The 26,999-nt window shown below is 70.0% G+C and carries 20 protein-coding genes and 1 riboswitch; of the genes, 7 read left to right on the top strand and 13 right to left on the bottom strand.

Going from position 1 to position 26,999, the window contains the following annotated elements; all coding sequences use genetic code 11:
• Positions 1 to 42: 42 nt before the first annotated feature.
• From G4G93_RS09540 to G4G93_RS09530, 3 genes are all read right to left on the bottom strand, one after another.
• Positions 43 to 1,254, bottom strand: coding sequence for an ABC transporter substrate-binding protein (locus G4G93_RS09540; protein WP_165083473.1), 1,212 nt, complete (start codon positions 1,252 to 1,254; stop codon positions 43 to 45).
• Positions 1,255 to 1,280: 26 nt separating this feature from the next.
• Positions 1,281 to 2,717 (bottom strand): glutamine synthetase family protein, encoded by a 1,437-nt coding sequence (locus G4G93_RS09535; RefSeq protein WP_165083471.1) that lies wholly within the window; start codon positions 2,715 to 2,717, stop codon positions 1,281 to 1,283.
• 69 nt (positions 2,718 to 2,786) lie between these two features.
• The gene (locus tag G4G93_RS09530) at positions 2,787 to 4,163 is read right to left on the bottom strand and encodes an aromatic ring-hydroxylating dioxygenase subunit alpha (RefSeq protein WP_165083469.1); all 1,377 of its coding nucleotides are present in this window, start codon (positions 4,161 to 4,163) and stop codon (positions 2,787 to 2,789) included.
• Positions 4,164 to 4,399: 236 nt separating this feature from the next.
• On the opposite strand from G4G93_RS09530, the gene G4G93_RS09525 reads away from it, so the two are divergent.
• The gene (locus tag G4G93_RS09525) at positions 4,400 to 5,200 is read left to right on the top strand and encodes an IclR family transcriptional regulator C-terminal domain-containing protein (RefSeq protein ID WP_165083467.1); all 801 of its coding nucleotides are present in this window, start codon (positions 4,400 to 4,402) and stop codon (positions 5,198 to 5,200) included.
• Positions 5,201 to 5,456: 256 nt separating this feature from the next.
• Here G4G93_RS09525 and G4G93_RS09520 read toward each other — a convergent pair whose 3' ends face one another.
• The 7 genes from G4G93_RS09520 to G4G93_RS09490 form a co-directional block, all read right to left on the bottom strand.
• Positions 5,457 to 6,338, bottom strand: a complete 882-nt coding sequence (locus G4G93_RS09520) for a glycine betaine ABC transporter substrate-binding protein (RefSeq protein WP_165083465.1) — start codon at positions 6,336 to 6,338, stop codon at positions 5,457 to 5,459.
• A 38-nt stretch (positions 6,339 to 6,376) separates the two neighbouring features.
• Positions 6,377 to 7,930, bottom strand: coding sequence for a histidine ammonia-lyase (gene hutH / locus G4G93_RS09515; protein ID WP_312891845.1), 1,554 nt, complete (start codon positions 7,928 to 7,930; stop codon positions 6,377 to 6,379).
• A 79-nt stretch (positions 7,931 to 8,009) separates the two neighbouring features.
• On the bottom strand, positions 8,010 to 8,822 hold the full coding sequence (locus G4G93_RS09510) for a phosphate/phosphite/phosphonate ABC transporter substrate-binding protein (RefSeq protein WP_206289651.1): 813 nt from the start codon (positions 8,820 to 8,822) through the stop codon (positions 8,010 to 8,012).
• Entirely contained in the window at positions 8,819 to 9,763 is a 945-nt protein-coding gene (locus tag G4G93_RS09505; protein WP_165083461.1) for an ABC transporter ATP-binding protein, read from the bottom strand. Before G4G93_RS09505 ends, G4G93_RS09510 begins: the two co-directional genes overlap by 4 nt.
• The gene (locus G4G93_RS09500; RefSeq protein ID WP_246736642.1) at positions 9,760 to 10,413 is read right to left on the bottom strand and encodes an ABC transporter permease; all 654 of its coding nucleotides are present in this window, start codon (positions 10,411 to 10,413) and stop codon (positions 9,760 to 9,762) included. Before G4G93_RS09500 ends, G4G93_RS09505 begins: the two co-directional genes overlap by 4 nt.
• Position 10,414: 1 nt before the next feature.
• A complete protein-coding gene (locus G4G93_RS09495; protein ID WP_165083736.1) occupies positions 10,415 to 11,038 on the bottom strand; it encodes an ABC transporter permease in 624 nt (207 codons plus the stop codon).
• Positions 11,039 to 11,093: 55 nt separating this feature from the next.
• The gene (locus tag G4G93_RS09490) at positions 11,094 to 12,095 is read right to left on the bottom strand and encodes an ornithine cyclodeaminase family protein (protein WP_165083459.1); all 1,002 of its coding nucleotides are present in this window, start codon (positions 12,093 to 12,095) and stop codon (positions 11,094 to 11,096) included.
• Between the two features lie 550 nt (positions 12,096 to 12,645).
• Between G4G93_RS09490 and G4G93_RS09485 the strand changes: the two genes are divergently transcribed.
• The 6 genes from G4G93_RS09485 to G4G93_RS09460 all read left to right on the top strand — a co-directional run bounded on the left by G4G93_RS09485 (position 12,646) and on the right by G4G93_RS09460 (position 22,285).
• Entirely contained in the window at positions 12,646 to 12,852 is a 207-nt protein-coding gene (locus G4G93_RS09485) for a hypothetical protein (RefSeq protein WP_093571020.1), read from the top strand.
• 27 nt (positions 12,853 to 12,879) lie between these two features.
• A complete protein-coding gene (cysE, locus tag G4G93_RS09480) occupies positions 12,880 to 13,749 on the top strand; it encodes a serine O-acetyltransferase (protein ID WP_165083457.1) in 870 nt (289 codons plus the stop codon).
• 403 nt (positions 13,750 to 14,152) lie between these two features.
• The gene (locus tag G4G93_RS36405; RefSeq protein ID WP_165083455.1) at positions 14,153 to 15,544 is read left to right on the top strand and encodes a family 2B encapsulin nanocompartment shell protein; all 1,392 of its coding nucleotides are present in this window, start codon (positions 14,153 to 14,155) and stop codon (positions 15,542 to 15,544) included.
• Entirely contained in the window at positions 15,531 to 17,465 is a 1,935-nt protein-coding gene (locus G4G93_RS09470) for a family 2A encapsulin nanocompartment cargo protein cysteine desulfurase (protein WP_165083453.1), read from the top strand. Before G4G93_RS36405 ends, G4G93_RS09470 begins: the two co-directional genes overlap by 14 nt.
• Positions 17,466 to 18,139: 674 nt before the next feature.
• Positions 18,140 to 18,345, top strand: a riboswitch (cobalamin riboswitch).
• Between the two features lie 255 nt (positions 18,346 to 18,600).
• On the top strand, positions 18,601 to 20,814 hold the full coding sequence (locus G4G93_RS09465; RefSeq protein WP_165083451.1) for a TonB-dependent siderophore receptor: 2,214 nt from the start codon (positions 18,601 to 18,603) through the stop codon (positions 20,812 to 20,814).
• Between the two features lies 1 nt (position 20,815).
• The gene (locus tag G4G93_RS09460) at positions 20,816 to 22,285 is read left to right on the top strand and encodes a PepSY-associated TM helix domain-containing protein (RefSeq protein WP_165083734.1); all 1,470 of its coding nucleotides are present in this window, start codon (positions 20,816 to 20,818) and stop codon (positions 22,283 to 22,285) included.
• A gap of 149 nt (positions 22,286 to 22,434) precedes the next feature.
• Here the strand turns inward: G4G93_RS09460 and G4G93_RS09455 are convergent, their stop codons facing one another.
• The 3 genes from G4G93_RS09455 to betB form a co-directional block, all read right to left on the bottom strand.
• Positions 22,435 to 23,490 carry a haloacid dehalogenase-like hydrolase gene (locus tag G4G93_RS09455; RefSeq protein WP_165083449.1) on the bottom strand — a complete coding sequence of 352 codons (1,056 nt, stop codon included), beginning with the start codon at positions 23,488 to 23,490 and terminating at the stop codon, positions 22,435 to 22,437.
• A 226-nt stretch (positions 23,491 to 23,716) separates the two neighbouring features.
• Positions 23,717 to 25,414: a choline dehydrogenase gene (betA, locus tag G4G93_RS09450; RefSeq protein ID WP_165083447.1), complete on the bottom strand. Its 1,698-nt coding sequence runs from the start codon at positions 25,412 to 25,414 to the stop codon at positions 23,717 to 23,719.
• A gap of 50 nt (positions 25,415 to 25,464) precedes the next feature.
• Complete coding sequence (betB, locus tag G4G93_RS09445) at positions 25,465 to 26,949, bottom strand: betaine-aldehyde dehydrogenase (RefSeq protein WP_246736641.1); 1,485 nt, start codon at positions 26,947 to 26,949, stop codon at positions 25,465 to 25,467.
• Positions 26,950 to 26,999 lie beyond the last annotated feature (50 nt).

Genomic DNA, 26,999 nt, shown 5'->3' with positions numbered 1-26,999 from the left:
CGAGGAGACAGGGCCCCGGGTCGCCCGTCGACGCCGGTCCGCTCAATCTTTCATCTGGCACCCGCCGTCCTTCAGCGGGCGAAAGGCCTGGTCGCCGGCGATGGTGGCCACGTGCTTGTAGTAATCATACGGCTTCTTGCTCTCGGAGGGCGCCTTCACCTCGTAGAGGTACATGTCGTGCACGGCGCGTCCGTCCGGCCGGATCGTCACCGTGCCGAAGAGGGAATCCTCGATCGGGGCCTTGCGCATCGCCGCGACGACCCGGTCGCCCTCGACCGTGTCGGCGGCGCGCACGGCGCGGAGATAGGCGAGCGTCGCCGAGTATACCCCCGCATGGTCCTCCGTCGGGCGCCGGCCGTTCATCAGGGCGGCGAAGCGTTCGCCGAAGGCGCGCGTGCGCTCGTCGCGGTCCCAGTAGAACGCGGAGACGAGTTGCAGGCCCTGCGCCGTCGCGAGGCCCAGGGAATGGGTGTCGGACAGCTGGATGAACAAGGCGGCGACCTTCATCTTGGGCGTCAGCCCGAACTCGCCGGCCTGCTTGATCGCATTGATCATGTCGGCGCCGGTATTGGCGAGCGCCAGGACCTGTGCGCCCGAGCCCTGCGCCATGAGCAGCGCCGAGGAGAAGTCGCCGGTGCCGAGGGGAAGCCGCGACCCGCCGGTGGACCGTCCCCCCGCCTCGACGAGGGCCCGGGTGGCATCGCGCTCCAGGGCGTGGCCGAGGGCGTAGTCGACGGTGAGGAAGTACCATTGCCTCGCACCGCGCTCGGCCAGCGCCCGCGCGGTGGCCGAGCCCTGCGCCCAGGTGTCCGACACCCATTGCACGGTGGTCGGCGCGCAGAACTTCCCCGTCAGGTCGGAGGTCATCGCGCTCGACGCCAGCGCGACCCGGTTGCGGTCGCGCATCAGGTTGGCGACCGCGAGGGCGACGCCGGAATTCGGCAGGTCGACGATCGCCGCGACGTTCTCCTGGTCGAGCCAGCGCCGGGCGATGCCGAGGCCGATATCGGGCTTGTTCTGGTGGTCGGCGGAGAGGAGCTCGACCTTCAGGCCGCCGCTCTCGCGCGCGAAATCCTCGAGCGCGAGGCGCGCGGCGGCGACGGAGCCGGCGCCGACCTGATCCGAGAACGGTCCGCTCATGTCGCTCAGGACCCCGATGCGGATCGGCTGATCGAGCGCCCGGCCGGGGGCGGACCATCCGGCGCAGGCCAGGGCGAGGAAAAAAGCGAACCGTAAATTGCGATCAGGCTTCATCTCTTATGGCTCCCCGCCCGGCTCGATCAGAAGATCTCGAAATACTCGCGCTGCTCCCATTCGGTGACCTCCGCCTGGAAGCGCTCGATCTCCGCGTTCTTGATGTGCGTGTAGTAGTCGACGAACGACTCGCCGAGCGCATTGCGAAAGAACGGATCCTCGTGCAGGGCGAAGACCGCCTCCCGCAGCGATTTCGGCAGCAGCGGCGCCTCGGCCTCGTAGGGCGTGTCGGCGCTCGGCCCGGGATCGAGGCCCCGGTCGGCGCCGTCGAGCCCGGCGAGGATCTGCGCCGCCATGTAGAGGTAGGGGTTCGCCGCCGGCTCGCCGACCCGGTTCTCCAGCCGCGTCGCCGGATCGCCCGGGCCGCCGAGCACCCGGATCATCACCCCGCGGTTGTCGCATCCCCAGATCGCGCGGTCGGGCGCCAGCGAGTAGGAGCGGTAACGCTTGTAGCCGTTGATGGTCGGCGTCGTGAAGACGCTCGAGGCCCGCGCATGGGTGAGAAGCCCGCCCAGGAACCCCATCCCGAAGGCCGAGAGCGGCCCGGACCCCTCGGTCGGGGCGAAGGCGTTCGCCCCGGTCCGCGCGTCGCGCAGCGACTGGTGCAGGTGCCAGCCCGACGAGACCACGTTCGGGATGCGGGGCCGGCACATGAAGGTGGCGTGGTAGCCGTGGCGGCGGCAGATCTGCTTCACCGCGCTGCGAAACAGCACCATCAGGTCGGCGGGCACCGCGCCGGTCGTGGGCTGGAAGGTGAACTCGCACTGGCTCGGCCCGTACTCGACCTCGATCGAGCGTAGCGGCAGGCCGAGGGCGAGGATGTCCTTGCGCAGGATCTCCAGCACCGGCTCGACCTGGTCGTAGCGCTGTTCGGTCAGGTACTGGTAACCGTGCGAGATCAGGCTGACGTCCGGCGGCGTCCCGGGCTGCCCGGCATCCGTCGGCGCCATGCGGGGATCGTCGAGCTTGAAGACGTGGAACTCGACCTCGAGCCCCGCGACGTAGTCGAGCGATCGCTCGGCCAGTCTGTCCAGCACGGAGCGGTAGAGGCCCCTTGTGGCGAAGGGCACGGGGCGGCCGTCCCGGAAATGGAGGTCGCAGAGCAGCCATCCCGTCCGCGGCGCCCAGGGCAGCGTCCGGAACGTCGTCGGGTCGGGCACCATGATGACGTCGGCGGCCCCCTCCATCTCCCGCATCCCGAAGCCGCCGCCGGCGCTGAAGACCGGAAACACGGTGCGGTGCGAGGTGTCCTTGGCCAGCATCGTCGTGGTGATCGTGCAGCCGCCATCGAGCGCCTTGAGCGCCTCGGCCGCGACGAGGGTCTTGCCCCGCAGGATCCCGTGCTGGTCCGGGAAGGACAGGCGCACGGTGTCGATCCGGTCCGGGTCGCAGCGCTCGCGCACCTCGCGGGCCGCGTCGGCCTGCGCGGCACTCCACAATCCATGGTCCTGTACGAATGGCACGGCCGTCGTCCTCCGGCTCGGCAGGGGATCCTCGGCAAGAGATCCTCGGCAAGAGATCGATACGCCGCCCTATTCGGCCGCGTCGCGGCGCGCGGCGTCGGGGGAGACCACCGGTACCGGTGCGGCATCGGAGGGGAGGGCGGGCATCCACGGGGCCCCGCGGCGGCGGCGCACGTCGACTTCCATCCAGTAGGTCTCCCATCCCTTCGACGGGCCGATCCCGTCCATCGTCGCGGGTCCCTGGATGCTTTTCGCGTGCCGCGCGTCGAGCACCATCAGCGGGGCGTCGCCGGTCGCGGCCTTCTCGATCTGCTCGCGCAGGATCCGGCGGTAGAGGATGATGGCCTTGTCCGACTGCCCGAGATGCTCGCGCGTCCGGTCCTGGATCGGCCCCATCGATTCGACGGCCCATTGGTCGTGGACGTTGATGTCGAGCCCCATCCCCGTATAGGTCGTGTGGGCCTGCTCGTGCGGATCGAACCCGTAATCGTTCGTCCGGTTCTTCCGCGAGCGGTAGTCCGGCAGTTCATACAGTTCCAGGCGCTGGTCGCGCATCCGCTGCTTGTCGACGGGCGCCGCGTAGCTCGTGAAGATCGCGTACCAGTAGCAATGCTCGTCGTCGACGGGCACGTGCCACTGCGTGATGGTCATGTCCGCCGACATCGGGATGACGAAGGCGTGCGGAAAGACCTGGTTCGTCACGCGCACATGAGTGCGCGCGTCGTCGATCTCGCGCAGAGCGATCAGCCGCATGCCGTATTCGGTGCGCTCGACGTTGATGATCGGCCGGTCGTACTCGCGCAGGATCTTCGTCATCGGCAGGTCGCTGCCGGCCGAGGCGGCGCGGAACTGCTTGCCGTAGGACGCGGCGGTGTCCTCGTCCTCGAAGAACCGGTGCAGGAACGAGGCGTGCGCCGGGTCGATCCCGACCTCGAGCGCCTGGAGCCAGTTGCACTCGAACAGTCCCTTGAACGCGAAGGTGTAGGCGTCGGGAGCCAGGAAGCAGTCGAGCTCGGGAAAGGCCGGCGGCTCGCCCTCGCCGAGATACGCGAACAGGATGCCGCTGCGCTCGACCACCGGATAGGCGCGCTGCCGGACGTTCTGGCAGAGCTTGCTGCCCGCCGGCTCGGCGGGCGTCTCGAGGCAGCGCCCTTCGACGTCGAACAGCCAGCCGTGGAAGGCGCAGCGCAGGCCCCCGTCCTCCAGCCGGCCGAAGGCGAGGTCGGCGCCGCGATGCGGGCAGTCGCGGTCGAGGAGTCCGTAGCGCCCCGCTTCGTCACGGAACAGCACGAAGTTCTCGCCGAGCAGCCGCACCGGCACCACCGGCCGCTCGCCCTGCAACTCGTCCATGAGGGCGGCAGGCTGCCAGTAGCGGCGCATCAGGGTGCCGAGCGGCGTTCCCGGTCCGCTGCGGGTGATGTGGTCGTTCTGCTCACGGCTCATCATGGCGGCAGCCTTTCGAGCATTCGCCCGCTCGAGCCCGGGCCGGTAGGCTTGTTCGTTGAACGAACATATGTTCGATTGTAAGCCAGTCTGGAGGAGCTGCAAGCACGATCGGTGGGCAGACCCTGCCTATTGCCGTGCCGGCGGAAGGCGGGCGGACGCGGCCCTTGCCAGACTGGGCGTGGCCACGCACAGCAAGGCGGCTCATCGCTCCGGGGGGCTGCACCAGAGACCGTTCCATGCCGCGCGTCAGACGTTCCGAGACAGACCAGCGCCTCGTCGACGAGCACGGCCCGGACTTCTCCGAGGCCCTGGCGCGAGGGTTGCGCGTGATCGCGGCCTTCGGCGCGGAGCGGCCCTTGATGACCTTGGCCGACGTTGCCCGGGAGGTGGACCTGCCGCGGGCCACGGTCCGGCGGGCGCTCTACACTCTCGACCGCCTCGGCTACGTACGGTCGGACGGCCGGCTCTTTCAGCTCACGCCCAAGGTCCTGTCCCTCGCGACGGCCTATCTGGCCTCCAACAGCCTGTCGGCCACATTGCAGCAGGCCGTGGAGCGGGTCGCCGCGCAGCTCAACGAGGCCTGCTCGGCGGCGATCCTGGACGGGGACGACATCGTGTTCATCGCCCGCGCGGGGCCGACCCGCCGGCTCGGCGTCGGCGTCGATGTCGGCTACCGGATCCCGGCCTATTGCAGCTCGATGGGGCGGGTCCTCCTCGGCGGTCTCGACGAGGCGGACCTCGCCGCGTTCCTGGAGCGCATCCGGCCCGAGCCGCTGACGCCGCAGACCCTGGTCGACCGCACGGCGCTGCGGGGCGCCATCCACCGCGACCGCGAGCGGGGCTACTCGCTCGTCGACCAGGAGGCCGAGGTGGGGTACCGCTCCCTCGCGGTGCCGGTGCGGCGCTACGACGGCCGGATCGTCTGTGCCCTGAATGCCGGGGCGAATGTCGACCGGGTCGCGGTAGAGCGGATGCTGGAGAGCTTCCTGCCCGTCCTGCGCGAGGCGGCGGCGATCCTCGGGCCGCAGATGGTCTAAGACCGACGGTCGTTGGAAACGACCTTTGGTTGCGTTCTCGAAACTCCGCCAAGCCTCCGGCTTGGTGTCGGAAATTCGCGATGAATGAACGGCCTGACGCATCGGCATCCTAGGCCGTTGGTATGCTGCCGGAGGCCGCTGAAGACGACCTCCGGTGCCGGGCGGGTTTGGCACGGGGAGATCGTGGACTCCCCTGTCCATCCGCGCCACCGATACGGTCCGCCCGCCGCAGGTCGTGCCCGGCGACGGAGCGGCATCAGGGGAGAAGGCCGACCTTCTTCAGATAGGCGGCGGCCACCGCCGCAGGCTCCTCGCGATCGTTCTCGACCTTGGCGTTGAGGTCGCGCATCACGGCGTTGTCGAGCTTCGCGCCGACGGCTTCGAGCAGCGCGGCGGCCTTCGGGGTCGCGTCCAGCATCGCCGTCCGGGCCACCGGCGCCAGGTAGTAGGGCGGGAACAGGCCCTTGTCGTCCCGGAGCGGCACCAGCTTCGGGGACGCGAGCTGGGAATCCGTCGCGGCGCCGTTGACGACGTCGACCCCCTCCTGGGCGAGCGCGTCGTAGCGCAGCCCCAGCTTGGCGAACTGCTTGAAGGCCTTGAACTCCGCCCCGTAGACGCGCTTCAGCCCGGGCAGGCCGTCGGCACGGTCGGGGAATTCGGGCCCGGCGCCGATGACCAGCTCCTTCGAGACCTTGGCGAGATCGGACAGGGTCTTGAGCCCGTACTTGTCGGCCGTGCCCTTGCGGACGATCATGACGTAGCCGTTGTTGATGCCGCTCGGCTTGAGCCAGGTGACCTTGAATTCCTTCTCGTAGAACGCCTTGACCGTTCGGTAGACCTCATCGGCGTCGTTCGACATCGGCCCCTTGACCACCGAGTTCAGGGCCGTTCCCGTATATTCCGGATAGACGTCGATCTGCCCGCTCGTGAGCGCCTGATGGGCGATGAGGGTCCCGCCGAGATTGAGCTTCTTCTCGACGGGAAGGCCGGCATTCTTGAGAACCGCAGCGTACATCTCGGCCACGATGTATTGCTCGGTGAAGTTCTTGCTTCCGACCTTGATCGGCTCGGCCGCCCAGGCGGGAGCGGTGCCGGCGACGACGAGCGCCACCGACAGGAATGGCTTGAACGGCGACATCTTGATCGGTCTCCCCTGATTCTGCGTCATGTTCCGCGTCACGGCATCGGATGCGTGCCGGTATGCTCTCGCGGCCCGGCGGGCGCGTCCCGGACCGCCATCGCGGCGGCGACGCGCATGAAGTCGCCGCCGAGCGACCGGTCCTCGTCGAGGGCGCCGGCGAGGCCGCGGACGAACCGGTAGGCCGCCGTCGGACCGACGCCGAGCGGGTCGACCGGGCCGCGCAGCTCGACGGCCTGGGCTGCGGCCACCAGCTCGATCGCGACGAGCCAGCGCAGCCGCTCGACGATGGCACCGGTCTTGGCGAGCACGGCCGGCGCCATCGCGGCGTGGTCCTCGATCCCGTCCGCCACGGGCAGCGGCGACAGCGAGACGGGAAGCGCGAGATGGCGGATCTCGGCCTCCAGCGCCGAGACGGTCTTCTGGACGGTGGCGAATCCGGTACGGCTCTGGCCGCGGGGCGTGAGGAAGCGCGGCAGGTCCGAGAGGCCTGGCGACATGAGCTTCATCGTCCGCTGCGCCGTCGCCGCGGCGCCATGGGCGAGCGCCTGGCCGAGGCGCTCCCAGGACAGCGAGAAGGCGGTGGCGTCGAAGTTGCCGTTCGACAGGATGAGGTCGTCGTCGACCAGGACCACGGGGTTGTCGCCCGAGGAGGCGAGCTCGATCTCGGTCGCCTGCCGGGCCTCGTCGAGGGCGTGCTGCACGGCGCCCATGACCTGCGGCACGCAGCGGTAGCTCAGCGGATCCTGGAGGCGCCGCGCGGCGCCCTTCGCCAAGAGCCCGCTGCCGGCCATCAGCGCCTGCATGCGCGCGGCGATCCGCTGCTGGCCGAAGGCCGGGCGCGCCGCCGCCGTCCGCGGATCGAAGGTGCCGACATTGGCGCGAAAGGCCTCGATGTTCAGGGCCGCCGCCAGCAGCGACCAACCCAGCAGCCGCTCGATATCGAGCACGCCGAGGCAGCCCTGCCCGGTCGACAGGCTGTTGGCAACCACGATCGCGTGGCCGTCCTTCGGCTGCAGGGCGACGGGCGCGAGCCCGGCGCGCGCCAGCGCCTCCCGCGCCGGCAGGATCTCGCCGTCGAGTTCGGCTTCGCCCTCGCCGAGGAGCGCGCGCCCCACATGGGCGAGCGGCGCGAGGTCCGCGGCTCCGATCGAGCCGAGAGCCGGCACCACCGGATGGAAGCCGGCGTTGAGCGCCGCCACCAGCGCGTCGAACACGGCGGGAGACACGCCGGAGCCGCCGGCGGACATGCTGGCGAGCCGCGCCGCCATCAGGGCGCGCACGCTCTCGCGCGGCAGCGGCGCTCCGACCCCGACCGCGCGGGCCAGCGGCACCCGGTGCTGGAAGGCGACGAGGTCCTCGGCCGGCAGGCGCGTGTCGACGCCGGCGCCGAGCCCGGTGGTCAGCCCGTAGGCCGGCAGGTCCTCGCGCGCATAGCGCTCGACGATCGCGCGTGCCGCGAGCAGCCGCTGCCGCAGGCTTTCTGCCACGGCGATCGTCGCGCCGCCCCGGGTGATCGCGCCGATCTCCTCGATCGAGACGGGCGCGCCGGTCAGGGTCACGGAGGGAGGCGCGGCGAGGGGGGTGGTCACGGGCGGTCCGCCTCCTGGTCGGGCATCGGCACGGTCCTCCGCTCGGGGGAGGGACCGGGGCGGGGGAGCGATGTCGCGCTCATTGTGGCCGGTCGTACCCGGCCGACAGGGCCTCGTCGTCCCAGACCGCCAGCCGCTCATAGGCGGCCTCCTCGACGGGAGCGAAGCCCTTCAGCAGCAGGCGGGCGCGGAGCGGCGCGAGGTCCGGGTCCGTGGAAGCCGCGAGGAAGCCGCGCCGCATCGCGGCGACCGCCTCCATCGGGCAATCGGGCGAGGAGACCAGCAGGGGGATCGGGGCCGCCTCCGTCGTCGCGACGCGGCGCAGGCCGTGGGCCGCGTCCCCCGGCCGAGTCCGCATCAGGTCGAAGGCGTAGGAATCGAGCGGGCCGACGTCGATGCGCCCGTCGAGCACGGCGGCGACGACGCCGCGCGGGGTATGCAGCGGGCCGACGGACTCCGCGTAGAGTGTCCGGCGTCCGGCCCCGCGGAAGGCGAGCAGATGGTGGCGCGGCGCGTTGAAGCCGGAATGCGACTCCTCGAGCGTGTAGCCGATGCGGTGGCCGAACGTCTCCTCGAGGCCCGTGAACGGACTCCCGGCGCGCACCACGAAGTCCGTCCTGTAGACCGGCCGCCCGCCGTAGCGGTCGGGCGACGGGACCGGGCAGGCGATCGGGATCGGGCGCGGATCGGCGCGCAGCCAGGGCCGCCCGCACATGAAGACGCTGCCGAGGCCGCCCTGCGCCCAGAGCTCCGCGATGGGGCGCGAGGGCGGATGGTCGATCACGTCCAGAGCCACGCCGCTCGCCCGCGCGACCCAGCCGAAGAGGTCGCGCCAGGCCGCCGCCGCGTCGGGCGTGACCGCGTACATGCGGGCATTGGCGACGAGGGTCACCGGCGCGTCTCCGGACGGGCAAGAAGGGCCTCGCGGCCGACATGGCCGATCGTCCGGCCCTCCGCGTCGCGGACGTTCAGCACCTCGCTGCCGCCGTCGATCAGGCGGGCGAGCGCCTCGCGCTGGGTCGCACCCGAGGCGATGCCGGGGGCGCCGATCACCTCGCCGGGCGCGAGAAGGTCGTCCACCCGGCGCAGGCTCAACCGCTTCAGGGCGCGATCCGGCCCGACGAAGGCTTCCACGAAGGCGTCGGCCGGCTCGGACAGGATCTCGTCGGGCGAGCCGTACTGGACGAGCCGCCCGTCGCGCAGGAGCGCGACGCGGTCGCCCATCTTCATCGCCTCGTCGAGATCGTGCGTGACCATGACGATGGTCTTGCTCACGCGCCGCAGGATCTCCTTGAACTCGTCCTGCAGCTTCTCCCGGGCGATCGGGTCGATGGCGCCGAAGGGCTCGTCCATCAGCATGACCGGCGGATCGGCGGCGAGCGCCCGCGCGACACCGACGCGCTGGCGCTGCCCGCCGGAGAGCCGGTGGGGCATGGCGTCCCGGAAGCGCGCCGGATCGAGCCCGACGAGGGCGAGAAGCTCCTCGACCCGGGCGGCGATCCGCGACGCCGGCCAGCCGAGCAGCCGCGGCACCGTCGCGATGTTCTCCGCGACGCTCTGGTGCGGAAAGAGCCCGATCTGCTGGATCACGTAGCCGATGCGCCGGCGCAGGATGACGGGGTCCAGCCCGGTCACGTCCGTGCCGTCGATGAAGATGCGCCCGTCGCTCGGCTCGATCATGCGGTTGATCATCCGCAGCGTCGTCGTCTTCCCGCAGCCGGACGGGCCGATCAGGGCCGTGGTGGTCCCCTCCGCCATCTCGATGTCGAGGCGGTCGACGGCGGGCCGCGGCGCGCCCGCGTAAAGCTTGGTGATGGCTTCCAGGCGGATCACCGGGCGTCCTCCAGCCGTGTGCCGAACAGGCGCCGCTCGACGAAGCCGAGGCCGAACTCGACCGCCAGCGCCAGGAGGGCGATCGGGATGGCGCCGGCGAGCAGCCGCTGGACGTCCATGATGGCGATGCCCGCGGTGATGAGGTCGCCGAGGCTGCCGCCGCCGATGAACGACGCCAGCGCCGCCCCGGCGACGATCTGCACGGCGGCGTTGCGGATGCCGCCGAAAATCGCCGGCGCGGCGAGCGGCAGCTGCACCTTGCGCAGCACCTGGCCTCCGGTCATGCCGAGGCCGGTGGCGGCGTCGACGAGATCGGGATCGACCTCGCGCAAGCCCACATAGGCGTTGAGCAGGATCGGGGGCAGCGCCAGGACGACCAGGGCCACGACCGAAGGCAGGAGGCCGATCCCGAGCAGCGGCAGCGCGAAGGCCAGGATCGCGAGGCTCGGAAAGGTCCGCAGCACGTTGACCAGCGCGATCACGAGGCCGGCGGTGCGCGCGCTGGGCAGCACCGCGACGGCCAGCGGCAGGCCGATCGCCAGGCTGATGCCGAGCGCCCAGGCGCTCATCACGAGGTGCTGCTCGAGCAGTTCCGCCATCGTCTGCCAGTTCGCCGCCATCCACGCGAAGGTGCCGGTGATCAGCGCCATCTCAGGCCCTCCATCCGGCGCGCAACCGGCTCTCGAGGCGGCTGAGCCCGAGATCGGCCGCGACCGACATCGCCGAGGCGAGCAGGGCCCCGGTCAGGATCTTTTCCGGGAAGCGCTGGTCGATGCCCGCGAAGATGATCGTGCCGAGGCCGCCGGCATTGATGTAGGCGGCCACCGTGGCGATGCCGATGATCGTGACGGTCGCGATCCGCACGCCCGAGACGATCAGCGGCAGCGCCAGCGGCAGCTCGATGCGCCAGAGCCGGGCTACAGGGCCGTAGCCCATGCCGATCGCCGCATCGAGCACCGCGGGCGGCACCGAGCGGATGCCGAGCGCCACGTTGCGGATGAGCGCGAGCAGGCAATAGGAGACGAGGCCGACGATCGCCGGCTTCGCGCCCAGCCCGAGGAGGGGAATGAGGAGGGCGAAGAGTGCGATGCTCGGGATCACGAACAGCGTTCCCGAGATCATCATCACCACCGCGTAGAGGCGGGGGCGTCGCGCGCTCCAGATGCCGAGCACGAGGGAGATCGCGAAGGCGATCGAGACCGAGACGACGACCAGGACGAGGTGCTGGAGCGTGGCCTCGCCGATCTCCGGAAGATGGGTCGGCACCCAGCGCAGCATCGTTCAGCCGCCGATCGGGGGGAGGGGCGGGGCGGCGGAGCGGTCGGTGCCCTCACGCATAGCGCAGCCGCTGTCCGATCTGCAGGGCGCGGGCCTTCTCCAGCATCGCGTGCCCGAGCGCGATGTCCGACAGCGACAGCCCCCGGTGCCAGAGGAGGTTCGTCTCCTCCGGGCTCTCGCGGCCCGGTTTCAGCCCGGCGACGATCTGGCCGAGTTCGGCGTGCAGCGTGGTCTCGGAGAGCTTGCCGGCCTCGACATGGGCCCGCAGGCTGCCGAACTTGCCTCCCTTGCACTGTCCCCAGTCGTCGACCACCAGCTTGTCCATGATGTCGGTGAGGTTCAGCTCGATCGCGCTCATCGTGCCGTAGGGCACCACGAAGGCGCCCTTCGCGATCCACTCCGTCCGCAGCATCGGCTCCGGCGCGGAGAGCCGTGAGGCCTCGACGACGATGTCGGCCCCCTCGACGCAAGCCTGCCAGTCCTCGGTCGCCACCACCCGCTTGCCGAGGTCGCGGCCCAGGCGCTCGGCGAAGGCCTCGCGGCTCTCGGGGCGGCGGGAATGCACCCGGATCTCGTCGAAGTCGAAGAGATGATCGAGAAGGCGCACGTTCCAGTACGCGGTGCCGCGCGCACCGATGTGACCGAGGACCTTGGAGTCCTTGCGGGCGAGATACTTGGCGCCGATCGCCGTGACGGCGCCGGTGCGCATGTCGGTGATGCCGCTGGCGTCGAGGAAGGCTTTCGGAATCCCGGTGCGCGGATCGAGGAGGAGCAGCGTCGCGAGTTCCGAGGGGAGGCCGAGCTTGTAGTTGTCGACGAAGTCGCCGACCACCTTCACGCCGGCGCTGTCGATCGGTGCCTTGAGGGCGCCGCGCAGCACGTTGAAATGTCCGTGGGCGACCCGCGGCTCGAGATGGACGCGCGGCTCGATCACGGCCTCGCCGCGCCCCTGCGTCGCGAGGCTGGTCTCGATGGCGGAGAGGATCTCGGCGTCCGTCATCGCCAGTTCCTCTACGTCGAGCCGGTTGAGGTAGTCGATGTAGATCGGCTTCATGGTCGGCGATCCTCCCGGCTCACCTGCGTAATATGTACAGACAAAACGGAGCTGATAAGGCCAAATTTTAGGCACGCTGCGCGTTGTGAAACACGGATGGCGTCGTCCGGCCCGCAGGGCCGTCGCATATGAGAAATTCGTCCTCCTGTGCTCCGGTCGTGACGCGCAAGTCGGAAGGCCTTTCTCCGGAGGTCAGCATGCCGCTCTCCCCGGCCTTCCCCTGCGCCAGCGTCCTCCCGGGGTCGGCGGCACAGCTCCGGGGGGGGCAGGCGTGGCCGGGCTCGATGTCCAGGAGGGCGGCGGCACCGGATCTCCTGCGGCGCAGCCCCTGCCGCAGCGGAGGGGAAAAGCGCGGAACGAGGCTTGCGGTACGCGGCTGTTTCGTGGATTATCTATTGAAATCAATAGCTTATCGAAGATAATGCTCTTGTCTGCGCTGTTCGTGAACATGGCCTTCTCCGGCATGGCCGGAAACGAGGGAGGTTCTTCCCACCCGAAGGTCCGCGGCGCATGGGAGACATCTTCGCGAGTCCCATCGGAGGATCATGTCATGGCTTCAGCGACGATGACCCGCGGCGACGAGGTGGTGTTCGATCGGCTCGACCTCGCGGATGCGTTGGGAATCTGGCGCAACGCCAAGGGACGGGTCGTCGGCATCCACGGCCAGGACGGTCGCACGCCGACCATCGATGTCGCGTTCGACGGCCACGAGATCCTGCAGCGCTACCTGCCGGACCTCTTCCGGCGCGTTCAGTGACTCGTCCATCACGGAGATTCCCTCGGCATGGATCCGGCCCTGCCGCTCGCCCTCCGGGCGAGCGCCTCCGCATTGCGCCGGCCTCCCCTGCGCACGACGAGCCACTGCACGGCGGAGGCGGACGTCTGGGCTGAACTGCGCGCCGAGGCGGAGGCGGCCCTGATCGAGGAGCCGCTCTATGCCGGGATCATCCAGGCGACGATCCTCGACCAGCGGGGTCTCGCCCAGGCGCTGGCCTACCGCCTCGCCCACCGGCTCGGCGACGGCGACCTCGCGCGGCTGGCGATGCGTGACCTGTGCCTCGCTGCCTTCGAGGCCGATCCGCCTGCCAGCGCTCATGCGGTGCGCGACCTGATTGCGATCCGCGAGCGCGACCCGACCTGCCGGCGCTACCTCGATCCGTTCCTGTTCTACAAGGGATTCGCCGCCCTCGAAGGCTACCGGGTCGCGCACTGGCTCTGGCACCAGGGCCGGATGACGCTGGCTCTCCACGTCCAGAGTCGGATCTCGGAGGTGTTCGGCTGCGATATTCACCCGGCGGCGCGGATCGGGTCGGGCGTGTTCATCGACCACGCCACCGGGGTCGTCATCGGCGAGACCACGGTGGTCGCCGACGACGTGTCGATCCTGCAATCGGTGACCCTCGGCGGCAACGGCAAGGAGAGCGGCGACCGGCACCCCAAGATCGAGCGCGGGGTACTGCTCAGCGTCGGCGCCAAGGTGCTCGGCAACATCCGGGTCGGCGAGGGCGCCAAGGTCGCCGCCGCCGCGGTGGTGCTGCACGAGGTGCCACCCCACACCACCGTGGCGGGCGTGCCGGCCCGGGTGGTCTCGCGCATTCCGCGCAACGAGGAGCCGGCCCTGACCATGGACCAGTTCTTCGGCGACGGGATCTGATGGCCGGGAAACCCGTTTCGGCGAGGGTTCATCGCCGGACCCCCGCGGGGGCACGGTTCGGCAGAAATTTCATCTCTCAAGGCGGCAATATTTAGATTTGTTTTTATTTTTTGCCTGTTTGGAAAAATATTCTACATCGATCGGGGTGATTTTAGAAACAAAATTCTATTGACCCCCTCGATGAAATACCGGTATCGCTGCGTAAGCGGATAGCAGGGCGGCCAGTATTCCAAAATGGCTGCCGCTCCCGCGCCTATCGAGACGCCAGAACAAGCAAGATGGTCGGCTCACGATCATCGGTCACGACTTGCCGTCCCGAGCGGATGGGATGTCGTGCCTGGCGTCATGCGTGTCATGACCGGGCCGAGACCGGCCCGCACCGGCTACACGGAGACGAACCTCGATGAGCGGACCGGGTTTGAGCGTCAGCGCCTCAGCCGCACGCAATCTCGCCACCGCGACCGTCACCTCGGTCCAGAACGCGGCCAACACGCCGCGCTTCCTGCTGCGGCTCCTGCCCTTCGTCGACGTCCCGGGCGGCGTCTACCGGGTCAACCGCCGCGCGGTCGTGCTGGCCAAGCCCGGCCGCATCGACATCGCGACCGAGGGCGAGAGCCGCACGGTCAAGGCCGGGTCCTTGCGCGCCGTGCCGCTGTTCAGCCGGCTGGGCGATGCCGAACTGGCGGCGCTGGCGGCCAAGTTCACGCAGAGCCGGCACCAGGCCGGCGAGGTCATCGCCGAGGAGGGCTCGACCGGCCGCAGCCTCGTCGTGGTCGCCGGCGGCACCGTTGAGCTGACCCTGTCGGGCCCCTACAAGGGCCGCCTGCGCCAGGGGCTCGCCACCCGCGGCGACCATTTCGGGGACGGCGCCCTCGTCGGCGAGGCGGGTCCCGCCCCGGCCGTCAAGGCGCTGTCGGCGGTGACGCTGCTGACCCTCGACCGGGCCGCGATCGAGGACGAGTCCCTCGCCTCGCGCATCGCCCAGCACCGCGAGGAGCGCGACCGGCTGAAGAGCCACACCAACTCCTACGGCGAGCAGGGCATCGAGCTGCTCGCGGTCCATGCCGGCGAACCGCGCCTGCCGACCACCTTCGTCGATTACGAGATCGATCCGCGCGAGTACCACCTCTCGACGATCCAGACGATCCTCAACACCCATACCCGCGTCACCGACCTCTACTCCAACGAGATCGACCAGCTGCGCGAGCAGATCCGCCTCACGGTCGATGCCGTGAAGGAGCGCGAGGAGTGGGAGCTTTTGAACAACTCGCAGTTCGGCCTGCTCGACGAGGTGGCGCCGCGCCAGCGCATCCCGACCCGCGGCGGTCCGCCGACCCCGGACGACCTCGACGAGCTGCTGACCCTGGTGTGGAAGAAGCCCGCCTTCTTCGTCGCCCATCCCCGCGCCATCGCGGCCTTCGGCCGGGAGGCGACCCGTCGCGGCGTGCCGCCGGTGGTGGTGCACCTGTTCGGCGCGCCGTTCATCACCTGGCGCGGCGTGCCGCTGGTCCCCAGCGACAAGCTGCCGATCGACATCGATCCGGTGACCGGGGCCCAGACCACCTCGATCCTGCTCCTGCGCGTCGGCGAGGGCGAGCAGGGCGTGGTCGGCCTGCACAAGTCGGGCGTGACCGGCGAGATCGAGCCCGGCTTGTCGGTGCGCTACATGGGCACCAACGACCACTCGATCGCCTCGCACCTCGTGACCCGCTACTTCTCGGCCGCGGTGCTGGTCGAGGATGCGATCGCCCGTCTCGATAACGTGCTGCTCGGCAACTACCATGACTACGCCTGAGGCGCCGTCCGGCTTCCCCCTCGGGACGCCGGCCGAGCTCGCCCACGCGGATCTCGTCGGGCGCCTCGCCCGCGAGATCTACGGGCAGGGCCAGGCCGCGAGCGCCCCCTTCGCGCCGACGCTGCCGGCGGGTCCCCCGGTCCCGCAGGCGCTCGACGCGCTCCCCCCGGCTCCGGCCGGGGCCACCCCCTCGGGGGCCGAGCCCGGCCTCTCCGCCCTCGGCGCGCGCTCCTTCGGGGCGCCGCCCGTCGGCCTGCCGGGTGTGAGCGGCCCGGCCGCCGCCAAGCCGCACGGCGCCGACCCGGCGCCGGGAAGCGCGAACGTCCTCGATCTCGGCGCCATCGCGCCGGTGCATCCGCTGAGCGACCCGCTGCGCCCAAAGAGCCTGCCCGAATACGCCGTGCCGAGCTTAGAGGAGGTCGCGGCCGGCCTGCCCGGCGGCGCCGGCCTCTACCGGCAGATCGCCGCCGACCACCCGCGCGCCCACGCCTTCGCGCAGGCGGTGGCGCCGGGGCTGGTCCCAGCCGATCCGGCGCGGGCCGGCGGGGACGTCGTGCCTCCCGTGCCCTCGGCCGAAGCCGATTACTACTTCCTCGCGCCCAAACCGGCGCCCGGCGGCCGGCAGGCGGCCCGGCCGCGGGTCGCGCCGGCGCGCCATGACGGTCCGGCCCCGCGGGCGCTCGCCCTCGGATCGAACCCGGCCGCGGCGCCGTTCGACGTCGAGCGCGTGCGCCGGGACTTCCCGGCCCTGCACCAGAGCGTGAACGGCCACCGGCTGGTCTGGCTCGACAACGCCGCCACCACCCACAAGCCTCAGAGCGTCATCGACGCGACAGCTGAGTTCTACGGCCGCCACAACTCGAACATCCACCGGGCCGCCCACACGCTCGCCGCGCGCGCGACCGACCTGTTCGAGGGCGGCCGCGAGAAGACCCGCCGCTTCCTCAACGCGCCGAGCAAGGACGACATCGTCTTCCTGCGCGGCACGACCGAGGGCATCAACCTCGTCGCCAATTCCTACGGCCGGGCGAATATCGGTCCGGGCGACGAGATCGTCGTCTCGACGATCGAGCACCACGCCAACATCGTGCCCTGGCAATTGCTGGCGCAGGCGACCGGCGCGACGCTCCGGGTGATCCCGGTCAACGACCGGGGCGAGATCATCTTCGAGCAATACGCCGCCCTGCTGTCGGGCCGCACGAAGATCGTCTCGGTGACCCACGTCGCCAACGCGCTCGGCACGGTGAACCCGATTCGGGAGATCATCGCCCTCGCCCACGCCTACGGCGTGCCGGTGCTGGTCGATGCCGCGCAATCGACCCCGCACATTCCCATCGACGTGCAGGCGCTCGACGCCGACTTCCTGGTCTTTTCCGGCCACAAGGTGTTCGGGCCGACCGGCATCGGCGCGCTCTATGGCAAGAGCCACCTGCTCGATGCGATGCCGCCCTGGCAGGGCGGCGGCCACATGATCGAGGACGTCACCTTCACCCGGACCGTCTACAAGGGTGCGCCGGAGAAATTCGAGGCCGGCACCCCGGACATCGCCGGCGCGGTGGGTCTCGGGGCCGCCCTCGACTACCTGGAGGGCGTCGGGCTTCCCGGCATCGCGGCCTACGAGCACGACCTCTTGGACTATGCGCAGGAGGGGCTGGCCGAGGTGAAGGGGCTGCGGCTGATCGGGACGGCGCGCGAGAAGGCGAGCGTGATGTCGTTCGTGATCGACGGGTACGAGAACGAGACGGTCGCCCACCACCTCGACCGGCACGGCATCGCGGTGCGTTCCGGTCACCACTGCGCCTTGCCGGCCCTGCGCCGCTTCGGAATCGACCAGTCGATCCGGGCCTCGCTCGCCTTCTACAACACCCGCGAGGACGTCGACGTGTTCCTCAAGGCGCTGCACACCCTGCCGCGGCGCTGATCCCCACGCGGTCGCCCGGCGCCGAGGAGCGCCGGTGCGACCGGCGTCGCCCGGACCCATACCGAGCAAAAGCTTGGCTGCTCGTGCCTGCGCGTTGCCGCATCGACATGTCCGTGCCAATCCGTGTGGGCGTACCGCACCTTGTCGGTGGTACGCAGCGGACGGTCCGTCAGGATGGGGTCTCCCTTCGTGCACGGCCTCATGCTCGGCCAAGGGTGCATGCCGGGCGAGGCCGTCGACAGCATCCAGGAGGCGTCGGCGCCAGCCGAACACGGGCTCGCCCTCCTCGGCGCTGCCGGGCGAGGGCGAGCACGCGCCGGAGGGTGGGGCGAATGGGACGAGCAACGGGCTTCCAGCCTTGGGAGACGGCAGCGGCCCGTCACCGCGAACGAGCCTCGAACCATCGCCCCACAGGCTGACGGCAGGTCTCCTGGCTCCCGGGTCAGTGTCCGCCACCGTCTTTCCTCGCCATGACAGCGCTCTCGGCGCGTCATTTGGGGGAATGAGCAGATCGATCGTCAAATCTTGTGGTTCGACGCCTCTTTCACGACGAGATGCAAGTGGCATGCAGGGCAGACATTTCGATCTGCAATTCGTCCGCGTCCGGTAGGTGTGGTTTCCATGACACACTTTCCGGCCGACTGAAACGTCGTATTGATCGCGCCGCCCGCTCGGCTATCACGGTCCGTGACGGTTTCCCTCGGGAATCAAAATGGGAACGCGGTGAGGTTGGGGTTCCTCCCTGGCCAATGCCGCGGCTGCCCCCGCAACTGTAAGCGGCGAGCCTCCTCGTCATCATGTCACTGGGCTCGCGCCTGGGAAGACGACGAGTGGCAGTGACCCGCGAGCCAGGAGACCTGCCGTCAGCCGTGGTCACACGCGAAACGCGTCGGACGGGGTGTTCTGACGGGTGTCTGGAGGCCGTCTTCCCGGGGGAGGACGGTCCGAGGCCTCGTTCGCGGTGACGTGCCACTGCAAGCGCGCCCGCGACCTTCGCTCCGCATGTCCCGCTCTACGACACGATCACGCGCCGCTCGAGGATCGTCACGCCCGACCTCGACCGTCCGCGCGCTCGGGCCGTCGGACGACCATGTCGCCAGAGCGGAAGGCTTCGGGGGCTGCCGAAGCGAGACCGATGCCCTTCATTCCCTCCCAGACCCACCGTCGGGTCATCGCCCGTGTCGTGCCGTCCGGTACGCTCGCCCTGACGCTCCTTTCCGGCACCGGATTGGCCGGCACCGCTGCCGCACAGGATATCGTGGCCCTCGATCAGATCGAGATCGCAGGGGAGGGCGGGGTCGGCCTGACTCGCGCCGCACCGGTCGGACTGAATCTGCGCACGCCCGACCGGGCCGCGAGCCGGCTCGGCCTGACGCCGCTCGAGACGCCCGCCAGCGTGGACATCGTCTCCGGCGAGACCGCCCGCCTGCGCGGGCAGAACACGGTCGCCGAAGCCGTGACGCAGGATGCGACCGGCATCTCCACGATCGCCGCACCGGGCAACGGCAACGGCGCCTTCGCGAGCCGCGGCTTCGCGGGCCCGAACTCGATCCAGCAACTCTATGACGGTACCCGCTTCTACGTCGGGGCCAACACGGTCACGTTCCCGTTCGATACCTGGAACGTCGAGCGCATCGAGGTGCTGCGTGGTCCGTCCTCGGTGCTCTACGGCGATGGCGCCATCGGCGGCGTGATCAACATCGTGCCGAAGAAGCCGAGCTTCGTCCCGATCAACGCCGCCCGTGCCGTCATCGGCACCGACGCGACCGCGCGGCTCGCCTTCGATTCCGGCGGCCCGATCGGACAGGCGGAGTTCGGCAACACCTTCGCCTACCGCCTCAACGTCAGCGGCAACCGGTCCGACGGCTGGGTCCGTCCGGACGGGGATTTTCGCAATCTCGCCGTGTCGGCAGCCCTGCTGTTCCAGCCGAGCCCCGATCTCGCCGTCACGCTGTCGCACGATCTGGGCTACCAGGAGCCGATGCGCTACTGGGGCACGCCGCTGGTCGAGGGCCGCATCCTCGATCGGATCCGGTTCAACAACTACAATGTCCGCGACGCCAAGATCACCTGGGCCGATAACTGGACGCAGCTGAAGACCGAGTGGTCGCCCTCCGCCGACATCACGGTGCGCAACACCGCCTACCGGCTGACCTCCAGCCGGCACTGGCTCGACGTCGAGCAATACGCCTTCAATCGCGGCACCGGCCTCGTCGATCGCTCGGCCTTCACCGAGATCTACCATAGCCAGGAGCAGATCGGTAACCGGCTGGACGCCACGTTCAGAAGTCACCTGCTCGGATTGCCGAACCAGTTCGTCGCCGGGTTCGACGTCAACCACATCGGGTTCCGTCACACCAACAACTTCACCTTCGACGAGCAGACGTCCAGCGTCCCCCTCGTCAGGTACGATCCCGGCTATTTCCCGGCCGACGGGCGCGCCAGTCCGGCTTACCAGACGTCGACCCGGCAGGCCTCGGTCTTCGCCGAGGACCGTCTGGTGCTCACCGATCGTCTGTCCTTCCTGACGGGGGTCCGCTTCGACCTGCCGACGCTCCAGCGCGAGGATCTGCGCTCCGGCGTGCCGTTCGAGCGCACCTACCGTTCGCTCGGCTACCGGTTCGGCCTGGTCTACAATCCGACCCCGGACACGGCTTTGTACGCCCAGTACAGCACCGCCACCGATCCGGTGAACAGCCTGATCACCCTCAACCAGTCGTTGGCCGGCTTCAAGCTCTCCACCGGGCAGCAAGTCGAAGTCGGAGCCAAGGGACTCGCCTTCGATGGCGGGATCGAGTGGACGCTCGCCGGATACCGGATCGTCAAGGACAACCTGGTCTCGGCCGTGCCCGGTCAGCCGAACGTCGCGACCCAGGTCGGCCAGCAATCCTCGCAGGGCATCGAATTCGCCCTCGGCTGGCGGATCGCGCCGGGCTGGCGGATCGACGGCAACATCGCCCTGCTTCACGCCCAGTACGACCGGTTCGACCAGGCCGTGAACGGATCCACGGTCTCCTATGCGGGCAACCAGCCGATCGACGTGCCCGAGCGCGTCGCCAACCTCTGGCTGACCTGGGATCTCTTCCGCGACTGGACCGCCCGGATCGGTTTGCAGAACGTCGGCACGACCTACAGCGATTTCGGCAACACGGCCCGGCGACCGGCCTACAACCTCGTCAACCTCGCCCTCGACCATCAGGTCACCGCGGATTCCCGGCTCTCGATGCGCGTCTACAACCTGTTCGACAAGGTCTATGCGATCAGCGGCGACGCGGTGAACGGGGTCGGCAACAAGTGGCAGCTCGGGCGTCCGTTGTCCGTCGAGGTCGCCTATACGGTGGCCTGGTGAGATCCGGCACGTGACCGTCAAGCGTCTGAAGCGGTGGCTCTACCTGGGCCACCGCTGGCTCGGGATCGTGACCTGCCTGCTGTTCGCGACCTGGTTCGTTTCGGGTCTCGTGATGATGTATGTCGGGTTCCCGACCCTGGAGGAGGCCGAGCGCCGCCCCGCCCTGCCGTCGCTCGACTGGGCGCGCATCCGGCTGTCCCCGGCCGAGGCGCTCGCCGCGGCCGGCGAAGCCCGCTTCCCGCAGGACCTGCGCCTCGCGATGCTCGACCGGCTCCCCGTCTACCGGATCACCGGATGGAATGGATCCCGCCGGACCCTCTCGGCGGTCGATGGGGGTGCGATCCCGACGGTCGAGGCCGGGACGGCGCGAGCCGTCGCCGGCCACGACCCGCGGGCGGTTCGCCCGGTCGATCTCGGCACGGTCGCGCGCGATCAGTGGAGCGTCACGGCGCGCTACGATCCGCTCCGGCCGTTCCACCTCGTCGCCCTCGGCGATGCCGAGGGCACACGGCTCTACGTCTCCGCGCGGACGGGCGAGATCGCCCTCGACACGACCGGCCGCGAGCGGTTCTGGAACTGGGTCGGAGCGATCCCGCACTGGATCTACCTGACGCCCCTGCGGGCGCAGGCCGGGCTGTGGCGCGACGTGGTGCTGTGGGTGTCGGGCGTCTCCATCGCGGCGGCCGTCAGCGGCTTCTGGATCGGCCTGCTGCGCGTGCGCGTGAGGCGGCGCTACCGGGACGGGCGCCCGACGCCCTATCGCGGCTGGATGGCGTGGCATCACTTGGCCGGCACGGTCGGTGGCGTCACGCTCCTCACCTTCATCGTGAGCGGCTGGCTGTCGGTGAACCCCAATCGCTGGTTCGCTTCGCCGGCGCCGAGCCAGGCGACGCTGGAGCGCTATGCGGGCGTCACCGCGCCGCGCCTCGACCTCGGCGTGTCGGAGCTTCGCGGCGGCGTCTGCCCGGACGCCGTGGAGATTCGCTTCCGCCACGTGGGCGGGCTGCCGCTCGCCCAGGCGGCCTGCCGCGACGGGAGGACGGTGACCTGCTGCGAGGCGGAAGGCTTGAGCCGACAGCGCTTGGCCGGCGCGATCGGCCAGCTGATGCCGGAGGCCGGACCGGCCCGGATCACGCTCCTCACCCGGGAAGACGCCTACTGGTACGGGCATCACCGGACGGTGCTGCTCCCGGTCCTGCGGGCCGTCTTCTCCGACGCGGACGGAACCTGGTTCCACGTCGATCCGGCAACCGGGGAGGTCCTGAACCGCACGGATCGCAGCGCCCGCCTCTACCGCTGGCTGTTCAACGGCCTGCACAGCTGGGATTACGGCTTCCTGATCCGCCGCCGGCCGGCCTGGGATGTCGCCGTCTGGGCACTCGCGGCGCTCGGCCTCGTGACGTCCGTGTCCGGCATCGTCGTCGGCTGGCGCCGGTTGCGAAAGCGGGATGCCCGGGCAGCATCCGCCTGACCGTTCCAGGTGGGCTGCGGCGACGATGCCTCACCCGTGGTGGTCGGGGCAAAGTCGGGCCAGCGCCAAGGAGCAGATCCGACCGGGACCGCCGCCGCCTGACCCGACCCACTCAGCCTTCGAGACAACGCGCCGCGGTTCAGCCGGCGCTACTGGATGTCGTCCGGCTTGACCACGATCCAGTTCTTGTCCGCCGTCGCAGGCAGCCCGTTGCTGGCCTGGGCCGCCGCGGCGGCCTTCTGCATCGCGTCGATCTCGGTGCGGTACTTGGTCTTCCGGTCGACCCACAGGCGCAGGCCGCCCCTCGACGGATCGACCCCGTGGAGAAGCATGTATCCGTCGCTCTTCGGCGTGTCGCCCGCGACCAGGACGGCCTTCTTCCACGGGGCGATGTAGGTGAGGATCGCCGCGTACTTGCCGGCGAACCAGGTCGCCGGCGTCCACAGATAGGGCGTGATCTCGAGCGGCAGGTTGGCCTTCGGGTCGTAATGACCCTCGGCGATCTGCTTGCGGGCCGTCGTCAGCGCGCCGGTGGCACGGTCCTTGAGGAGCGTCGTCACGCCGATCACGTTCTCCGGCTTGACGTTGTAGCCGTAGCGCGGATCGGAGGCGACCATGCGCACCAGCTCCTCGTGCGCCGCCGTCATGATGTAGACCTCGATCCCGTTCTCCCGCAACTTGGCGAAGAGTTCCTGGATGCCGCGATAGATTTTGGGCGGGTTGATCTCGGTGGTCTTGAGGGTGTCGCCGTCGTAATAGGTCGTCGGGATCGGCTTGCCGTAGCTCATCAGCTCGTCGATGTAGCCCTTGAGCTGCGCCAGGGTGAGGCCGGAGAACGACTGGGCGATCCAGGGATAGCAGACGAGGTCGTCGATCTCGCACAGCCGGTTGTAGTAGCTGTTCAGGCTCTCCCGCTGACCGTCCTTGTCCTTGAACGGGATCAGCTTGAGCGAAGGGTCGAGGGTCTCGCGCGTCAGCACGCCCTTCATCTCGAGGAACGGCAGAAGCGCCTCGGTCAGGTCGTAGCGGTAGCTGGTGTTGTCCATGTCGAAGACCGCGTAGGCGCCCGAGTTGGCGTTCGCGGCGATCATCGCGTCGAGCCGGCCGGCGGCCTCCCGGGGCCAGTGCGTCAGCTCGGCCCCGTCCGCCTGACCGATCAGTCCGAGGAAGGCGAGGCCGAGGAGCCAGCGGGGCGAGCGTATCATGGGAGACTTCCTGGTCGCTTGGGTTGGACGGACGGCCCGGATCGTAGGGCGCATGGGCAGATTATCGCTGTTCGTCAGCGCGATGAGATCGTCAAGAATCGGGTCACGCCAGGCATGTCGCCTGTCGACATCTCGAATGACGACCCCATAGGATCAAGCTGTTACGGTGCGATGACACGCATCGTCGGTACGGACTTTGCGTAACTCGGAGCGACGATGCGGGCCGTCAGGCGGCCCGGGCGGGCAGGCGGCGGACCGGCGCATCGCCGGCCACATGGTAGGGCGCGTCGCTGCGCGGCAGCCGCGCCCGGCCCCGGATCCGGTCGGCGATCGTCTCGGCGATCATGATGGTCGGCGCATTGAGGTTGCCGGTCACGATCAGCGGCATGATCGAGGCGTCCACGACCCGCAATCCGTCGAGGCCGTGGACCCGCCCCTCCGCATCCACCACCGCCATGGCATCCATGCCCATCCGGCACGAGCCCGAGGGATGATAGGCGGTCTCGCCGCGGGCGCGCACGAAGGCGTCGATCTCGGCGTCGCTGCGCACGCCCGGCCCCGGGCTGATCTCGCGGCCGCGATAGGGATCGAGCGCCGGCTGCGCCATGATCTCGCGGGTGATGCGGACCGCGTCCCGGAATTCGCGCCGGTCCTGCTCCGTCGACATGTAGTTGAACAGGATGCTGGGATGGTCGGCGGGATCACGGGAGACGAGCCGCACCCGCCCGCGGCTCGGCGAGCGCATCGAGCCGACATGGGCCTGGAAGCCGTGCGTCTCGATTGCGTTGCTGCCGTTGTAATCGATGGCCAGCGGCAGGAAGTGATATTGCAGGTTCGGCCAGCCGAACTCCTCACTCGACCGGATGAAGCCCCCCGCCTCGAACTGGTTGCTGGCTCCGATCCCGGTGCCGGCGAACAGCCATTGCGCCCCGATCAGAGGCTGGTTGCGGAGTTTCAGGGCCGGGGCCAGCGAGACCGGCTTCAGGCATTCGTACTGGACGTAGATCTCCAGGTGATCCTGGAGATTCTCGCCGACGCCCGGAAGATCCTGCACGACCGGGATGTCGAGGCCGCGCAGGAGATCGGCCGGGCCGATGCCGGAGCGTTGCAGGAGTTGCGGCGAGGCGATCGCCCCGGAGCAGACCAGCACCTCGCGGCGCGCCCGCGCCGTCTCCAATCCGCTCCCCCGGCGCCGGTAGGCGACGCCCGTGGCTCGCTTGCCCTCGAACAGAACCCGCTCGGTCAGGGCGTGGGTGACGATGGTGAGGTTTTGCCGTCCCCGCGCCTGGTCGAGATAGCCGCGGGCGGTGCTGGAGCGGCGTCCCGACGGGGTCACGGTCCGGTCCATCGGGCCGAAGCCCTCCTGCCGGTAGCCGTTCAGGTCGGGGGTGCGGGGATAGCCCGCCTGCACCCCGGCCTCGATCATCGCCTCGAACAGGACGTTGTGGCCGGGCTTCGCCGTGGTGACGCTCAAGGGGCCGTCGCCACCGTGATACGGATCCGGGCCGCTGTCGCGGCTCTCTGCCTTGCGGAAGTAGGGCAGGCAATCCTGGTACGACCACCCGGCCAGGCCCGGCATCTGCGCCCAGCCGTCGTAGTCGAGGGCGTTGCCCCGGATGTAGCACATGCCGTTGATGAGCGAGGAGCCGCCGAGCCCCTTGCCGCGCCCGCATTCCATCCGGCGCCCGTTCATGTGCGGCTCGGGATCGGTGAGATAGCCCCAGTTGTAGCGCCGGCCCTGGAGCGGATAGGCGAGGGCTGCCGGCATCTGGGTACGGAAGTCGAGCCGGTGATCGGGCCCGCCGGCCTCCAGCAGCAGCACGCTCGTCTCGGGATCCTCGGTGAGCCGCGTCGCCAGCACGTTGCCGGCCGATCCCGCTCCGACGATGATGAAGTCGTACTCGCTGACGCGCGTCTCGGGCATGGTGTCTCGAATCCGTCTCGATGTCGGGGTCCGGGCTGCGGCGTCCAGGATCAGAACAGCGGCGCAAAATCGCCCAGCTCGACCTGGATCGACTTGGTGCGGGTGTAGCGGTCGAGGGCCTCGACGCCGTTCTCCCGGCCGAGCCCCGATTGCTTGAACCCGCCCACCGGCATCTCGGGGGGCGATTCCCCCCAGGTGTTGATCCAGCAGATGCCGGCCTCGAGGCGGTGGACGATCCGGTGGGCGCGGGCGAGGTCGCGGGTGACAACGCCCGCGGCGAGGCCGTAGCGGGTGGCGTTGGCCCGCGCGAGGGCCTCGCCCTCGTCCTCGTAGGCCAGCAGGGTCATCACCGGGCCGAAGATTTCTTCGCGCACGATCGTCATGTCGTCGCGGCACCCGCTGAACACCGTCGGGGCGACGTAGGCCCCCGCCGCGAAACGGCCGCCGACCGCCTCGCCGCCGGCGAGGAGGCGGGCGCCTTGCTCCACCCCGGAGCGGATGAAGGACAGGACCTTGTCCCGGTGGGCGTGGCTCGCCAGCGGGCCGAAATTGGTGGTCTCGTCGAGCGGGTCGCCGAGCCGGATGCGGGCGACCCGCGCCAGGACCAAGCTCTCGAACGCCGCCATCAGGGGGCGGGGGACGAAGACCCGCGTCCCGTTGGTGCAGACCTGCCCCGCGCTGAAGAAGTTCGCCGCTACCGCGATGTCGGCGGCGCGCTCCAGGTCGGCATCGTCGAGGACGAGGAGCGGCGACTTGCCGCCGAGTTCCAGCGTCACCTCCTTGAGGGTCGAGCCGGCGGCCGCCGCCATCACCTTGGCGCCGGTCTCGGTGCCGCCGGTGAACGAGACCTTCGCCACCGCCGGATGCCCGGTGAGCCAGGCTCCGATCTCGCCGCCGAGCCCCGGCAGGACGCTGAAGACGCCGTCGGGCAGCCCGGCCTCCGCGTAGATCCCGGCGAGGGCCAGCGCGCTGAGCGGCGTCACCTCGCTCGGCTTGAACAGCATGGCGTTGCCCGCCGCGAGGGCGGGGGCGGATTTCCAGAGTGCGATCTGGATCGGGTAGTTCCAGGCGCCGATCCCCGCGACGATCCCGAGGGGCTCCCGGCGCGTATAGGCGAAGGCGGTCTCCCGCAGCGGGATCTGCCGTCCCTCGATGGCGGCCGCGAGGCCTGCGTAATATTCGAGCACGTCGGCGCCGGTGGCGATGTCGACCGACCGGGTCTCGGCGATCGGCTTGCCGGTGTCGAGGCTTTCGAGGCGGGCGAGCGCCTCGTTGCGCTCGCGCAGGAGCGCGACGGCGCGCATCATCACCCGGCCGCGCTCGCGGGCGGGCAAGGCGGCCCACACCGCCTGGCCCCGCGCGGCGGCCGCGACCGCCGCCTCCAGGTCCTCGCGGGTGGAATGCTCGACCTCGGCCAGGACCTCCCCGGTCGCCGGGTTGATCGACCGGAAGGTGCGGCGCCCGGCCTCGGCGGCGGGGCGCCCGTCGATGAAGGGGCGGCGGGTCTCCGGCGTGAGCATGTCTGGCGGCGGCATGGCGGCATCCTCGCGGGGCGGGGGCGGACGGGGCGACGAGGGGTTGGCGA

The organism is Methylobacterium sp. DB0501 (genome assembly GCF_011043735.1).
In the GTDB taxonomy this organism is placed as follows: domain Bacteria; phylum Pseudomonadota; class Alphaproteobacteria; order Rhizobiales; family Beijerinckiaceae; genus Methylobacterium; species Methylobacterium alsaeris.
This window is presented reverse-complemented; position numbering and strand designations above follow the sequence as displayed.